We start from the raw sequence: 13,800 nt of genomic DNA, 5'->3' as shown, positions 1-13,800 counted from the left end.
ACGGTAAAAGCAGCATGGCCGATAATTTTCTCTCACAGGAAGAAGTCGATGCCCTCCTCAAGGGGGTCAACGGCGATCAGGACGACGTCGCGACGCCTGAAGACACCTCGGGAGTCCGCACGTATAACCTGGCAACGCAGGAGCGGATCGTCCGCGGCCGCATGCCGACGCTCGAGATCATCAACGAGCGTTTCGCCAGGTATCTGCGGGTCGGTCTGTTCAACTTCCTGCGCCGGTCCGCCGAAGTGTCGGTCGGGTCCGTGCGAGTGTCGAAGTACAGCGAGTTCATCCGCAACCTCGTCGTGCCGACGAACCTGAACCTGATCCACATGAAGCCGCTGCGCGGCACGGCGCTGATGGTGTTCGACCCGGGCCTCGTGTTCCTGCTCGTGGACAACCTGTTCGGCGGCGACGGCCGCTTCCACACGCGCGTGGAAGGCCGCGACTTCACGCAGACCGAGCAGCGCATCATCATGCGCATCCTCGACATCGTGTTCGAGGCGTACGCAAAGTCGTGGGAACCGGTGTATCCGATCGAATTCGAGTACATCCGCTCGGAGATGAACACGCAGTTCGCGAACATCGCCACCCCGAATGAAGTCGTGGTATCGTGCACTTTCACCATCGAGCTCGGCTCGGTGTCGGGCCAGATCCACTTCTGCATGCCCTATTCGATGGTCGAACCGATCCGCGACGCGCTGACGTCGAGCATCCAGGGCGAGGCGCTGGAAGTCGACAAGCGCTGGATCCGCCTGCTGACGCAGCAGATCCAGGTGGCGGAAGTGGAACTGGTGGCCGTGCTGGGCCACGGCAAGGCGAATTTCGACGAAATCCTGAACATGAAGGTCGGCGACGTGATCCCGATCTCGGTCCCGGAAACGATCCAGGCCACCGTGGACGGCGTGCCCGTCATGGACTGCAGCTACGGCGTATTTAACGGACAATATTCGCTGAAGGTCGAAAAACTGCTGGCGAACAGCGAAACCTTCAATAAGTAAGCAACACAGGAGAGAAACATGTCCGATACTCAAGACGACCAAAGCAGCCTCGACGACGATTGGGGCGCGGCAATCGCCGAACAGGCCGCCGCGGAAGCTGCGGCGCTGGCCAACCAGCAGCAGGCGGCATCGGCCGCCGTGTTCAAGGATTTCTCGAACAAGGGCCCTCGTCCGGACACGCCGAACGACATCGACTTCATCCTCGACATCCCCGTCCAGCTGACGGTGGAACTGGGCCGCACCAAGATCGCCATCAAGAACCTGCTGCAACTGGCGCAGGGTTCGGTGGTGGAACTGGACGGCCTGGCGGGCGAACCGATGGACGTGCTCGTCAACGGCTGCCTGATCGCCCAGGGCGAGGTGGTGGTCGTGAACGACAAATTCGGTATCCGCCTCACCGACATCATCACGCCATCCGAGCGCATCCGCAAGCTCAACAAATGACGGCGCGCCTGCTGACCATCCTGGCCCTCGCCCTTCCGCTGACCGCTTGCGCGGCCCAGCAGACTGAGCCCGGGCCGGCGGCGCATGCGCCGGCGGCTGCCGCGCCGGCGGTCGCACCGGCACCGGCCGCCGTGCAATCCGATACCGCCCAGCAAGCCTCAAGCACGCAACACGACGGCGCCGCGGCCGCCGCGCCGCGCCGCGCCGACGCCGGCGGCACACGCGGCGGCAATCGCGTCGCCGCCCCGGCCACGCCCGCCCCGGCCACGCCCGCCACGGCGCGCGCCACCGCCCCGGCGCCATCCGCAGCCCCCGCATCGCCGGCACCGGCGACGACCGAGCCCGCCGCGCCTGCGGCCGGCCCGGCGCCATCCGCCGCGCCCGACGTCGCCGCACCGCGGCCCGCCACGCCGGGCGTCACCGTGCCGACCGTCACGATGCCCGCCGGCTCCTCCACGGGCAGCCTGCTGCAGACGCTGTTCGCGCTGATCGTCGTGCTGGCCGTGCTGGGCGCGCTCGCCTGGTTCCTCAAGCGCTACGCGCCCAAGGTCGGCGGCGGCAACGCGAACATGCGCGTGGTCGGCGCGCTGAACCTCGGCGGGCGCGAGCGCATCGTGGTGGTGGAAATCGGCAATGAATGGATCGTGGTCGGCGCATCACCCGGCCGCATCAACGCGCTGGCGACGATGCCGCGCCAGGCCGGGCCGAATGACGACGACGGCGGCGCCAACGCCGCCCTGGCGGCCCATTCGCCCGCCGCGCACAGCTTCGCCGACTGGCTCAAACAGACGATCGACAAACGCAAGTGATGCTCAACAAACGACTTTTGCTGGCGACGGGCCTCGTGGCCCTGCCGCTGGCGGCGGCGGTGGCCGCGCCCGCCATCCCCGCTTTCACGACGAGCCCGGCGCCGGGTGGCGGCACCGCCTACTCGCTGCCGGTGCAGACGCTGCTGCTGATGACGGCGCTGACCTTCATCCCGGCCGCCCTGCTGATGATGACGAGTTTTACGCGCATCATCATCGTCCTGTCCCTGCTGCGCCAGGCGCTCGGCACGCAGACGGCGCCGCCGAACCAGGTGATGGTCGGCCTCGCGCTGTTCCTCACGCTGTTCGTGATGGGCCCGACGTTCGACCGCATCTACACGGAAGCCTACGTGCCGCTGCAGGAAAACCGCATCCAGATGGGCGAGGCGATGGACAAGGCCGCCGCGCCGCTGAAAGCCTTCATGCTCAAGCAGACGCGCCAGTCCGACCTCGCCCTGTTCGTCAAGATCTCGCGGACACCGGCACTGCAGGGTCCGGAAGACGTGCCGCTGCGCGTGCTGATCCCGTCCTTCATCACGAGCGAGCTCAAGACCGCATTCCAGATCGGCTTCGCCATCTTCATCCCCTTTCTCATCATCGACATGGTCGTCGCGTCCGTGCTGATGTCGATGGGCATGATGATGATGTCGCCGGCCGTGATCTCGCTGCCGTTCAAGCTGATGCTGTTCGTGCTCGTCGACGGCTGGCAATTGCTGCTGGGCTCCCTGTCCCAGAGTTTCTACTGAAGGAGCCGAGCATGACCCCGGAAAGCGTCATGGCGATGGGCCGCACGGCCATGGAAGTCACGTTGATGGTGTCGGCGCCGCTGCTGCTCGTCGCGCTCGTCATCGGCCTCGTCGTCAGCATCTTCCAGGCCGCCACGCAGATCAACGAGCAGACCCTGTCCTTCATCCCCAAGCTGGTCGGCGTGTTCGTCGCCCTCGTGCTCGCGGGACCGTGGATGCTCACGGTCATGACGGACTACATGCGCAACCTGTTCAGCGGGATTCCGCAGATGATCGGTTGACGTTCCGCCCGCGATGATCTCGTTCACCACGACGCAGCTGTATGCGTGGATCGGCGGCCTGCTGTGGCCGCTGACGCGCATCCTCGGGCTCGTCGCGGTGGCGCCCGTGTTCGGCAACACGGCCGTGCCCATCCTCATCAAGACGACGCTCGGCGTGCTGCTGGCCGCGATCGTCGCCCCCACCTTGCCGGCCATGCCCGCCGTCGATCCGACGTCGTGGGCGGGGCTGTTGATCGTCGCGCAGGAACTCCTGATCGGCATTTCGATGGGCTTCGCCATGCGCCTCGTGTTCGCCGCCGTCGAGTTCGCCGGCGAGGTCGCCAGCTCGACGATGGGCTTTTCGTTTGCATCCTTTTTCGATCCGTCGTCGGCCGGCCGCTCGTCCGCCATCAGCCAGTTCCTCGCCCTGGTCGCGATGATGGCTTTCCTCGCCATGAACGCCCACCTCGTGCTGATCGAGGCGCTGGCGGAAAGCTTTTTCACGTTGCCGATCTCGGCCACGCCGATGTCGCTGTCGGCGCCGCTGGAAATGGTGCGCTGGGGCAGCCGCGTGTTTTCGGCCGGGCTGCAGATCGCGATGCCGATCATCGCCGCCATGCTCATCACCAACATCGCCCTCGCGATCCTGACGCGCGCGGCCCCGCAGCTGAACCTGTTCGGCATCGGTTTCCCGATCACGCTCGGCGCCGGGTTCCTCGTCATCAGCCTCACGTTGCCCTATCTGGGCACGCCGCTGCAGAACCTGTTCAACCAGGGGATCGAAGCGGGCCGCAAGATCCCGCGCGTGGGCGCGCAGCGGCCGGCGCCGCCGCGATCGCCATAATCCAAATTCGGGGTCAGAGCACGTTTTCGGCGGAATTCGGGGTCAGAGCACATTTCCGAGCAAATTCTCATCGTCACCATTAGCCCATGCCGAGCCCGTTCAGCGGCGCTCGATCCCGCGTCAGCGCGCGGATCAATGCGTGAATAAACGTGACGCCACCAATGCGTGTCGCCTCGGAGCCATTGCCCAATAAAGTGCTCTGACCCCGAATTTCTCGAAAAATGTGCTCTGACCCCGAATTTACGAGATGTAGTTGAAGAGCGACAAGCCGGACATCGTCTTGAACGACACCTGCGCCGCCTGCAACGTCTGCTGCTGCTGGGTGTACAGCGAAATCGCCTTGACCATGTCCAGGTCCTGCAAGCCGCTCAGCGTGGTCTGGTACTGGACGTTGAGGTCGGTGCCCGTGCTTTCCAGCGAGTCGACTTCCTTCAGGCGCGAGCCCACCGAGGCCTGCACGGTCAGCACATTGTCCAGCGCATTCTTCATGTTCAGGCTGGCCGCGTTCAGGTTGTTGGTCAGCGCCGCCTTGCCCGCGTCGCCGCTGGCCGGCGTGCGCAGGGTCTGGATCAGGTTCGTGATCGTCGTGAACACCGACTGCTTCTGGCTCGGCTGGACGCCGAACGAGTCGCCGTCGGCCGGCGCGCCCTTGATGTCGAACGAGATGCCGTCGAAGGCGATCGCAGCGCCCGCCGTGTACGGCTCGTTGCTCAGCACGGCACCGCCCGTCGTGTTGTCCGTCACCGTGTAGGTCGTCGCGGCCGGCGTGCCCGTGACCGCGAAGGCGATCGAATAGTCGTGGCCCGTCAGCTGGCTGGTGTCCGTCACGGCGCCCGGCGCGATGATGCCCGAGCCCTGGTTGCCGGTCGTGGCCTGGGTGACGAACGTGCCGTTGCCGGTGACGTTCGCTTCGAAGACGGCGCTGCCGCTTTCGCTGATGGCCATCTTGCGCGCCGAGCCCACCTGCAAGGTGCGCTGGCCCTGGTCGCCCTGGTAGGTGGCGCCGGTCGGGGTCTGCGTGAAAGGCTGCGTCGTGGTCCTGTAGCCGGAAAACAGATACGTGCCCGTGCCGTCCGTCGTGTTGGCCGAGGCGAGCAGGTCGGCCATGCGGCCTTCCAGCTCGGTGGCGAGGGCCGCGCGGTCGCTGTCGCTGTAGCCGGCGTTGCCGGCGGTGACGATCAGGGACTGGATGTCCGTGATCTGGCCCGTGACGTCCTGCAGCGTCTTGTCGACCATCGACAGCGACGACATGGCGTTCGTGCGGTTGGTGCCGAACTGCGTGTTCATCGACTGCGACTGCGTGAGTTCCAGCGCTTTCGCCGAGGCGATCGGATCGTCGGCGGCCGTCAGCATGCGCTTGTTCGTCGACAGCTGCATCTGGGTCTTGGCCATCTGGCTCTGCAGCGTGTTGATCTGCGTGGTCCCGGCCTGGAAGATCGCGTTGGTGCTGATGCGTAAGGTCATGGCGTGGCTCCGCTACGTTGCTTAGTGGCCGATTTGCAGCAGGGCGTTGAAAATCGTGTCGGCGATCTGCATCACCTTGCCCGACGCCTGGTAGGCCTGCTGGTATTTGAGCAGGTTGGCCGCCTCCTCGTCCAGGTTGACGCCCGAGACGTTGTTGGCGGCCGACTGCGCCTGCGTCAGCTGGGCCGCCGCAGCTTCGGCGTTGGCCTGCACTTCGCGCGTCTTGTTGCCGACCGTGCTGACCAAGGTCGCGTAGGCCGACTGGAACGTCGCCTTGCCGCCGTCCAGCACGTTGGTCGACTGCAGGTCGCCCATCAGGCTGGCGTTGCGGGTATCGCCCAGGCCCGTGTTGGGGGCGATGGTGAACGTGTCGGTGTCGGCCGGCGCGCCGTTCAGGGTGAAGCTCATCCCGGCCACCGTATAGCTGGCGCCGTCCTGGAACGGCGGATTGGTGCCGGCGGGGTAAGTCGTCGTCGTGCCGTTCACCGTCACGTCGACGTCGGCCGGGAAGCCGGACAGCGTACCGGACGCCTTGTCGAACGTGAGCGTGACCGGCGCGGTCAGCGGCGCGGCCAGGTAGTTCTTGTCGACCGAGCCCGCGCTGATCTTGCCCGAGCCGCTGTTGGTCAGCGGGACGTTCGTGGCGATCGGCGCGGCGGCCGCGATCTGCGCGCCGTCCGTCAGCGCCAGCTTGAAGTTGGCAGAGCCGTTCAAGGTCGGGCGCACGAGGAAGTTGTCCCCGGTGTCGGCCGTGCCCTGGATGTCGAACGACAGGCCGTCGATCACCTGCGGCTGGCTCTGGATCACCGTCTTCGTGTTGTCCGACAGGCGGTACACGTTGTAGTTCGTGCCGTCGAAGTCGACCTTGTAGTCGCTCGTCGTGAGCTTCGTGGCGTCGACGACGGTGGCCGCGACCGTGGTCGTGCTCGTCTGGTTGTTGTTGACGTTCTTCGTCACCTCGGCCGGCGCGATGCTGAAGATGTCGCCGCCCGGGTTGCCGTTGCCGTCCAGGCCGAGATGGTTCTGGTCGTTCATCGCCGTGGCCAGCGCGATCGCGATGCGTCCCATCGAGTTCTGGGCCATGTCCAGCGACTGGGTGCGAAATTGCAGCGCGGCGCCCAGTTCGCCGCCCGTGAGCGCGCTTTCGGCCATCGGCGTGATCTTGCCCTGGGTGACGTAGCCGACCGTGGTGCGGGTCTGGTCCGTCGGCGAATTCGTCGCCGCCAGCTGGAACGCGCTCGTGCCGACGACGAGCGGCTGGCCGTTGCCGATCGACACGGTCAGGCTGTTGTTATCGCCCGCCACGACGGTCGCCTTGATCTGCTTGTTCAAGTCCATGATCAGCTGGTCGCGCTTGTCCAGCAGATCGTTCGGCGGGTTCAGGCCGGCGGCATCCGTCAGCTTGCCGATCTGGTCGTTCAGCTGGGCGATCTGCTTGGCGTACGTGTTGATCGACGTGACGCTGGCCGTGACCTGCGTGTTGACGCCCTTGCGGATTTCGTCCAGGCGGCCGTTCATGCTCTGGAAGCGGGCGGCCAGCGTGTCGGCCGACGACAGGAACGAGCCGCGCGACGACACGCCGGCGCCGTCGCCCGTGAGGTTCTGCACGGCCGAAAAGAAATCCTGCAGCGCCGGCGACAGGCCGGACGTCGTGTCGGCCAGCAGGTTGTCGACCTGCTGGACCTGGGCCTGGTACGCGTCCAGCCCGCTGCTCGATGCCTGGGCCGTGCGCACCTGCGCGTTCAGGAAGTCGTCGGAATAGCGCTTGACCTGGGCGACCTTCGTGCCCGTGCCGATGAAGCCGTTCGATCCCCCCATCGAGGTCGCCGTCGCCTGCACCACCACCTCGCGGCTGTAGCCCGCGACGTTGGCGTTGGTGATGTTGTTGCCGGTCGTGGCCAGCGCCGCCTGGGCCGCGTACAAACCGGTCTTGCCGATGCTGAGGAGGGACATGATGGTTTTCTTTCTGCTATGTCATTGACGGCAAGTTCCGCCAAAACTTTACGCTTGCTGTCCTGTCAAGATGCTATCCGTAGGGTGGGCACCCCTGTGCCCACCAATGCATGCGGATCGCCGACACATGGTGGGCACGGGGTGCCCACCCTACTAATACCCATCACGCGAGCGAATACTTGATGATGCGCGACAGCTTGGCCGCGTACTGCGGGTCGGTCGCATAGCCGGCGCGCTGCAGGCCGTGCGCGAACGCGGCCGCGTCGCCGCCGTGCGCCAGCACTTTTTCGTAGCGCGGGTTATTGCTCAGCATGTTGGCGTAGTCCTTGAACGCGTCGGCGTAGGAATCGTAGGCGCGGAATTTCTCGACCCGGCTGTGCGGCTTGCCGTGGATGTATTCGGTCGTGACGGCCGTCGCCACCTTGCCCTTCCAGCCCGGACCGGCCTTGATGCCGAACAGGTTGTTGCTGGAGCTGCCGTCCGCATTGCGGATCACGCGGCGGCCCCAGCCGGTTTCCAGCGCGGCCTGGCCCATCATGAACTTGGCGGGCACGCCCGTCACCTGTTCCGCTTCCTCGGCGGCATCGGCCAGCTTTTCCTGGAAGGCGCGCACGTGGGCCGGTTTGTGCGCATTGTCCGTGCCGCGCGCGCTGCCGGTGACGCCCCGCGCCGTGGCCGCGCCATCGGTCGGCATCGTGTCCGGATCGCTCTGCAGTTGCAGGGCCGCGGCGCCGTTCGCGGCGCCCGCAGGCTGTTCGCCGCCGATGCCCAGCGCCTGCTTGTTCATATCCTGCATCAACTGCTGGCCCTTCTGCTGCGCAGTCAACTGGCGCACGAGCACCTCGGCCAGGCCGATGCCGCGCTTGGCCAGTTTCTGGCTCATCTGCTGGTCCAGCATGCCCGTGTAGGTCTTGGTCTCCTGGCTGTCCAGCATGCCGTCCTGCGGCGTCGCGTCGCGCATGCTCTTCATCATCATGCTGATGAACATGGATTCGAACTGCGTCGCCGCACCCTTCAGCGCCTCCGGCGAGCCGGACTTCGCCGACTGCTTGAGGTCGCCGAGGCTGTTGGTGTCGAGCGCGAACTTGCTGGACAGGTCGGAAGGGGAACCGAGCATGGTGGCCTCGCGGGTTATCGGTTAGATGATTTCGAGCTCGGCGCGCAGCGAACCTGCGGCCTTGAGCGCCTGCAGGATCGCGAGCAGGTCCTGCGGCGTGGCGCCGATCGCGTTCATGGCCTTGACGACTTCGGCCAGCGACGCGCCGTTGTTCAGCATGATGACCTTGCCGGCATCCTTCTTGACGGACACCTGCGGCGTCTTCGTGACGACGGTGCTGCCGAGGGAACCCGCGGGCGGCTGGCTGACCTGCATGTCGGCGCCGATGCTGACGGACAGGTTGCCGTGCGCGATCGCGCAGGGTTCCAAGGTGACCGCGCGGTTCATCACGATCGAGCCCGTGCGCGCGTTGAGGATGATCTTCGCGGCGGCCTCGGCCGGATTGACGTCCAGGCCTTCCAGGATGCCGAGGAAGCTGACGCGCTGGTCGCTCGACGACGGCACGCGCACGCGGATCACGCGGCCGTCCAGCGCCGTGGCGATGCCGGGGCCGAACTTGTCGTTGATGGCTTCCACGACGCGGCTGGCGGTGGCGAAATCCGTCGTGTTCAGTTCCAGCTTGACCTGGTTGTCGGCGCCGAGATTCGACGCGACGGCGCGCTCGACCGTACCACCGGCCGAGATGCGGCCGACGGACAACTGGTTCACCTGCACCTGCGCGCCGCCACCGGACGCCCCCGCGCCACCGACGAGCACGTTACCCTGGGCCATCGCATACACCTGGCCGTCCGCGCCCTGCAGCGGCGTCATCAGGAGGGTGCCGCCGCGCAGGCTCTTCGCATTACCCATCGACGAGACGGTCACGTCGATCGTCTGGCCCGGCTGGGCGAACGCCGGCAGCGACGCGGTCACCATCACGGCCGCCACGTTCTTCAGTTGCAGCTGGGTGCCGGCGGGCAGGCTGACGCCCTTCTGCTGCAGCATCGCCATGATCGACTGCACGGTGAACGGCGTCTGCGTCGTCTGGTCGCCCGTGCCGTCGAGACCGACGACGAGGCCGTAGCCGGACAACTGGTTCTGGCGGACGCCGCCGATGCTGGCGAGATCTTTCAGACGCTCGGCATGGGCGGTCGTGGCGGTCAGCGGGCCCAGCAGGGCGGCACAGAGGGCGAGAGTTTTCAGGTTCATGTTTAGTCAGTTGGGGTCAGAGCCCACCCGAGAAATTCGGGCTCTGACCCCAAATATTTAAAATGGCAACAGAGACTGGAAGAATCGCGACATCATCGAGGTCATCTCGGCGCGGTCGATCTGGCTGTTGGTGCGGTATTCGACGCGGGCGTCGGCCACGAGGGTCGACTGCACGACGTTGCCCGGCTGGATGGAATCCGGATTCACCATGCCCGAGAAGCGGATGAACTCGACGCCCTTGTCCATGGCGATCTGCTTTTCGCCCACGACGATCAGGTTGCCGTTCGCCAGGACTTCGGACACCGTCACACCGATCGTGCCCGTGAAGGCGTTCGACGCGGATTGCGTGTCGGCGTCGGCAAACTTGGTGCCGCTGCTCGTGGCCAGATTGGCGCCCAGGCGGCCCTGCAGCGGACCCGGCACGCCGAGATTGACGCTGCCCGACTTGTTGCCGGTGCTGGCGCCGCTCTTGTTGGCGGCCGTCTTCTCGACGATGTTGATCGTGAGGATGTCGCCGATGTGGCGCGCGCGCCGGTCCTCGAACATGGGGCGGAACGTGCTCGCGTTGTAGATCGCCCCTTCCGTCGGCGCGCCGGCGTCGGCCAGCATCGGGCGCACCAACGTCGGGCCCTTGACGATCGACGTCGGGGTCGACGCGCAGCCGGCCAGGGCCAGCGCGCACACGATGAAACTGAGCGTTTTCATAACTGGGAAATCTTCTGCAGCATCTGGTCGGACGTGGTGATGGCCTTGCTGTTGATCTCGTACGCGCGCTGCGTCTGGATCATGTTGACCATCTCTTCGACGACGTTCACGTTCGACGTCTCGACATAGCCCTGCATCAGCACGCCGGCGCCGTTCGTGCCCGGTGTGCTGGCTTGCGCGGTGCCCGACGAGCCCGTCTCGGCATACAGGTTCTCGCCGAGCGATTCGAGGCCGGCCGGGTTGACGAAGTTCGACACCTGGATCGAGCCGATCTGCGTCGGCGCGATGGTGCCCGGCGTCGTGACGGACACGGTGCCGTCGCGGGCGACGGTCATCGACAGCGCGTTGCTGGGCACGGTGATCGGGGGTTGCAGCACATAGCCGCTGGAGGTGACGAGCTGGCCGTTGGAATCGGTCTGGAACGAACCGTCGCGGGTGTAGGCGGTGGTGCCGTCGGGCATCAGGACCTGGAAGAAGCCCGAGCCGTTGATCATCACGTCCTTCGAGTTGCCGGTCTGCTGGGGATTGCCCTGCGTGTGGATGCGCTCGGTGGCGACGGTGCGCACACCCGTACCGATCTGCAAGCCGGACGGCAGCTGGGTCTGCTGCGACGATTGCGCGCCGGGCTGGCGCACGTTTTGGTACAGCAAGTCCTCGAACACGGCACGCGACTTCTTGAAGCCGTTCGTGCTGACGTTGGCGAGGTTGTTGGTGATGACGTCGAGGTTGGTCTGCTGGGCTTCGAGGCCGGTTTTCGCAATGTACAGCGAGCGGATCATGGTGTTCTCCTTTGGCGACGGCAAACCCGTCACCCACCATGAAATTATGTCCCAGGAGAAATCAACTCAAAGCGAGGATCTGCGTCGCTTTCGCCGCGTTATTCTCCGCGTTCTTCAACAAGCTCATTTGCGTCTCGAGAGAACGTGCCAAGGAGATCATGTTCACCATCGAGTCGACGGCCGACACGTTACTGCCTTCCAGCGCGCCGCTCGTCACGGTCACGGCCGGGTCAGCCTGCGCGCTAGAACCATCCTGCATGCGGAAAAAGCCATCGTCGCCGCGCACGAGCTGCTTCTGGTCCGGATTGACGAGCTTGATGCGGCCGACGATGGTGGACGTGGCGGGCACGGTGTCCGTCGTCAGCGACGCGATCGAGCCGTCCTTGCCGACCGAGACCGTCGTGTTCGGCGGAATCGCGATCGGACCGCCCTCGCCCATCACGGTCTGGCCGTTCGCCGTCTGCAGGATGCCGTTCGGGCTGATCTGCAGCGAACCGTTGCGCGTATAGGCTTCGGTGCCGTCCTGCGTCTGCACGGCGATCCAGCCCGGGCCCTTGATGGCCACGTCGAGATCGCGCCCCGTCGCCTGCACCGGGCCGGCCGTGAAGTCCGCGCCGACCGTGTTGTCGACGACGAACGCCCGCGTCGGCAAGCCTTCGCTGACGACGGGCACGGCGCGGAACGTATCCAACTGTGCGCGAAAACCCGTCGTGCTCAAGTTGGCCAGATTATTCGACGTGGTGGCCTGCTGCTCCAGGATGTGCTTGGCGCCGGTGGCGGCCGTATAGATCAGGCGGTCCATCTATTCTTCCCTCTCAAAATTCGGGGTCAGAGCATAAATTCGGGGTCAGAGCACTTTTTCGAGCCATGGTCAGCAAGCATTTTTTTAACGCGCGCCCCAAGCGGCGGCGAACGATGCCGCGCGGCCGCCGGGCCGGAAAAGCGTCAATGAATAATTTGCTCTGACCCCGAATTAGCATCGAAATGTGCTCTGACCCCGAATTGATTAGCGCAGGTTCACCAAGGTCTGCAGCACCGAGTCCTGCGTCTTGATGGTCTGGGCGTTGGCCTGGTAGACGCGCTGGGCCGTGATCATGTCGACCAGCTCCGCCGTCAGGTCGACGTTCGAGCTTTCCGTCGCGGAGGCCTGCAGCACGCCGAAGCTGCCCGTGCCCGCCACGCCCAGCAGCGGCGTGCCCGAGGACGACGTTTCGACCCAGGAGTTGTTGCCGATCGGCTCCAGGCCGCCCGCGTTCGTGAAGTTCGCGAGGACGATCTGGCCCAGCGGCTTGGTCTGGCCGTTGCTGTACTGGCCCAGCAGGGTGCCGTCGGCCGAGGCCGAGAAGCGCTGCAGGTGGCCGGCCGTGTAGCCGTCCTGGGTGGTCAGTTTTTCGCTGGTGTCGGCGCCGTACTGCGTGCTGCCGTTGAAGCCGACCTTGATCGACAGCGTTTCCTTGGCGCCCGTCGCCGGGTAGACCGGGAACGCGACGTTCAGCGGCAAGGTCTGCGGCGACATCAGGGCGGCGGACAGCGCGCCGTTCGAGTCGAATTTCAGGGTGCCGACCGGGATCGACGGCACCGACACGGCGGCCGCGATGGCCTGGTCGACCTGGTCCGGCGTGGCGCCGACCGTGCTGCCCGTATCGGTGGCGGCCGTCTGGATGGCGGTGACGGTGGCCGCAGTGGCGCCCGCCGTGCCCGCTGCGCCGCTGACGGCGGCCGATGCCGCGGCGGCATAGGTGGCCAGCGCGCTGGCGATGGCGGCCGGGTCCTGCGGCGACGCCTTCGTGGCGGCGGTCCAGGCGTCGCGCGCGGCCATCGCCGACGCGTCGTCCATGGAGGCCTTGGCCACGTTGACGTTGGTGATCTCGGTACCGTCGGCGCCGGCATACACGTCCCAAGTGCCCGAACCGGTCTTCACGTAGTACATCGACATGGTGTGCTGGTTGCCCAGGGTGTCGTACACGCTGACCGGAACCTGCTTGTTGTAGGTGGTCGCGTCGTTGGCGTTGAACGGGAAGTTGGTCGGCGACGTCTCGCGCGAATCGAGGTTGATCGACGTGTCGACCTTGGTGGTCGCGACCGGCTTCATGTCGGCCGTGTTGATCTGCAGCGGGGTCGGCGTACTGGCCAGGATCTGGCCGTTCGCGGCGACGCCGTAGCCCGTCACGTTGGCGCCCTGCGGCGTGACGACGAAGCCGTTCTTGTCCAGCGAAAACTGGCCGTTGCGGGTGTACTGGACGGCGCCGCCGATCTCGGTGCGGAAGAAGCCGCCACCGTTGATGGCGATGTCGAGCGGGTTGGCCGTCGTCTCGATATTCCCCTGGGTGAACTGCTGGGCAACGGCCGCGACGCTCACGCCGATACCGGCCTGCGTGGCGCCGGCGCCGTTCAGCGAGCGCGCGTAGACGTCGGCGAATTCCGTGGACGATCCCTTGAAGCCCACCGTGCTCGAGTTGGCGATGTTGTTGCCGATGACGTCCAGCGCTTTCGCCGCGCCATTCAAGCCGGAGAGGCCTTGTTGGAAGGACATGTTGTGCTCCTGTTATTCGATAC

14 protein-coding genes are annotated in these 13,800 nt (G+C 65.8%); 6 read left to right on the top strand and 8 right to left on the bottom strand.

Features of this window, described 5'->3' with window-relative positions; translation table 11 throughout:
• Positions 1–14: 14 nt before the first annotated feature.
• Genes fliM through fliR form a run of 6 tightly spaced genes read left to right on the top strand, consistent with a single transcriptional unit; the run spans position 15 to position 4,098 of the window.
• Positions 15–998, top strand: a complete 984-nt coding sequence (gene fliM / locus ISF28_RS07920; RefSeq protein ID WP_198116627.1) for a flagellar motor switch protein FliM — start codon at positions 15–17, stop codon at positions 996–998.
• A gap of 18 nt (positions 999–1,016) precedes the next feature.
• On the top strand, positions 1,017–1,442 hold the full coding sequence (gene fliN / locus ISF28_RS07915) for a flagellar motor switch protein FliN (protein WP_198116626.1): 426 nt from the start codon (positions 1,017–1,019) through the stop codon (positions 1,440–1,442).
• Complete coding sequence (fliO, locus tag ISF28_RS07910; protein ID WP_198116625.1) at positions 1,439–2,251, top strand: flagellar biosynthetic protein FliO; 813 nt, start codon at positions 1,439–1,441, stop codon at positions 2,249–2,251. The genes fliN and fliO overlap by 4 nt, the downstream gene beginning before the upstream one ends.
• Positions 2,251–2,994, top strand: a complete 744-nt coding sequence (fliP, locus tag ISF28_RS07905) for a flagellar type III secretion system pore protein FliP (RefSeq protein WP_198116624.1) — start codon at positions 2,251–2,253, stop codon at positions 2,992–2,994. Before fliO ends, fliP begins: the two co-directional genes overlap by 1 nt.
• Before the next feature lie 11 nt (positions 2,995–3,005).
• The gene (gene fliQ, locus ISF28_RS07900) at positions 3,006–3,275 is read left to right on the top strand and encodes a flagellar biosynthesis protein FliQ (protein WP_198116623.1); all 270 of its coding nucleotides are present in this window, start codon (positions 3,006–3,008) and stop codon (positions 3,273–3,275) included.
• Positions 3,276–3,288: 13 nt separating this feature from the next.
• Entirely contained in the window at positions 3,289–4,098 is an 810-nt protein-coding gene (fliR, locus tag ISF28_RS07895; protein WP_198116622.1) for a flagellar biosynthetic protein FliR, read from the top strand.
• A gap of 240 nt (positions 4,099–4,338) precedes the next feature.
• Here the strand turns inward: fliR and flgL are convergent, their stop codons facing one another.
• The 8 genes from flgL to ISF28_RS07855 all read right to left on the bottom strand — a co-directional run bounded on the left by flgL (position 4,339) and on the right by ISF28_RS07855 (position 13,777).
• Complete coding sequence (gene flgL, locus ISF28_RS07890; RefSeq protein ID WP_198116621.1) at positions 4,339–5,562, bottom strand: flagellar hook-associated protein FlgL; 1,224 nt, start codon at positions 5,560–5,562, stop codon at positions 4,339–4,341.
• A 21-nt stretch (positions 5,563–5,583) separates the two neighbouring features.
• Positions 5,584–7,515, bottom strand: coding sequence for a flagellar hook-associated protein FlgK (gene flgK, locus ISF28_RS07885; RefSeq protein ID WP_198116620.1), 1,932 nt, complete (start codon positions 7,513–7,515; stop codon positions 5,584–5,586).
• Positions 7,516–7,678: 163 nt separating this feature from the next.
• Complete coding sequence (flgJ, locus tag ISF28_RS07880) at positions 7,679–8,632, bottom strand: flagellar assembly peptidoglycan hydrolase FlgJ (protein WP_198116619.1); 954 nt, start codon at positions 8,630–8,632, stop codon at positions 7,679–7,681.
• A gap of 21 nt (positions 8,633–8,653) precedes the next feature.
• Positions 8,654–9,760: a flagellar basal body P-ring protein FlgI gene (locus ISF28_RS07875; protein ID WP_198116618.1), complete on the bottom strand. Its 1,107-nt coding sequence runs from the start codon at positions 9,758–9,760 to the stop codon at positions 8,654–8,656.
• A 57-nt stretch (positions 9,761–9,817) separates the two neighbouring features.
• Positions 9,818–10,465, bottom strand: a complete 648-nt coding sequence (locus ISF28_RS07870) for a flagellar basal body L-ring protein FlgH (RefSeq protein ID WP_198116617.1) — start codon at positions 10,463–10,465, stop codon at positions 9,818–9,820.
• A complete protein-coding gene (flgG, locus tag ISF28_RS07865) occupies positions 10,462–11,244 on the bottom strand; it encodes a flagellar basal-body rod protein FlgG (RefSeq protein ID WP_198116616.1) in 783 nt (260 codons plus the stop codon). The genes ISF28_RS07870 and flgG overlap by 4 nt, the downstream gene beginning before the upstream one ends.
• Before the next feature lie 61 nt (positions 11,245–11,305).
• Entirely contained in the window at positions 11,306–12,046 is a 741-nt protein-coding gene (gene flgF, locus ISF28_RS07860) for a flagellar basal-body rod protein FlgF (protein ID WP_198116615.1), read from the bottom strand.
• Positions 12,047–12,250: 204 nt separating this feature from the next.
• Positions 12,251–13,777 carry a flagellar hook protein FlgE gene (locus ISF28_RS07855; protein WP_198116614.1) on the bottom strand — a complete coding sequence of 509 codons (1,527 nt, stop codon included), beginning with the start codon at positions 13,775–13,777 and terminating at the stop codon, positions 12,251–12,253.
• Positions 13,778–13,800 lie beyond the last annotated feature (23 nt).

Source organism: Massilia rhizosphaerae (assembly GCF_016093545.1).
Lineage (GTDB): Bacteria > Pseudomonadota > Gammaproteobacteria > Burkholderiales > Burkholderiaceae_D > Telluria > Telluria rhizosphaerae.
This window is presented reverse-complemented; position numbering and strand designations above follow the sequence as displayed.

Coding starts and splice junctions, on each gene's coding strand:
- fliP (WP_198116624.1), top strand. CDS start 2,251: ATGCTCAACAAACGACTTTTGCTGGCGACGGGCCTCGTGGCCCTGCCG.
- flgG (WP_198116616.1), bottom strand. CDS start 11,244: ATGATCCGCTCGCTGTACATTGCGAAAACCGGCCTCGAAGCCCAGCAG.
- ISF28_RS07875 (WP_198116618.1), bottom strand. CDS start 9,760: ATGAACCTGAAAACTCTCGCCCTCTGTGCCGCCCTGCTGGGCCCGCTG.
- flgJ (WP_198116619.1), bottom strand. CDS start 8,632: ATGCTCGGTTCCCCTTCCGACCTGTCCAGCAAGTTCGCGCTCGACACC.
- flgK (WP_198116620.1), bottom strand. CDS start 7,515: ATGTCCCTCCTCAGCATCGGCAAGACCGGTTTGTACGCGGCCCAGGCG.
- fliO (WP_198116625.1), top strand. CDS start 1,439: ATGACGGCGCGCCTGCTGACCATCCTGGCCCTCGCCCTTCCGCTGACC.
- fliR (WP_198116622.1), top strand. CDS start 3,289: ATGATCTCGTTCACCACGACGCAGCTGTATGCGTGGATCGGCGGCCTG.
- flgF (WP_198116615.1), bottom strand. CDS start 12,046: ATGGACCGCCTGATCTATACGGCCGCCACCGGCGCCAAGCACATCCTG.
- fliM (WP_198116627.1), top strand. CDS start 15: ATGGCCGATAATTTTCTCTCACAGGAAGAAGTCGATGCCCTCCTCAAG.
- flgL (WP_198116621.1), bottom strand. CDS start 5,562: ATGACCTTACGCATCAGCACCAACGCGATCTTCCAGGCCGGGACCACG.
- fliQ (WP_198116623.1), top strand. CDS start 3,006: ATGACCCCGGAAAGCGTCATGGCGATGGGCCGCACGGCCATGGAAGTC.
- fliN (WP_198116626.1), top strand. CDS start 1,017: ATGTCCGATACTCAAGACGACCAAAGCAGCCTCGACGACGATTGGGGC.
- ISF28_RS07870 (WP_198116617.1), bottom strand. CDS start 10,465: ATGAAAACGCTCAGTTTCATCGTGTGCGCGCTGGCCCTGGCCGGCTGC.
- ISF28_RS07855 (WP_198116614.1), bottom strand. CDS start 13,777: ATGTCCTTCCAACAAGGCCTCTCCGGCTTGAATGGCGCGGCGAAAGCG.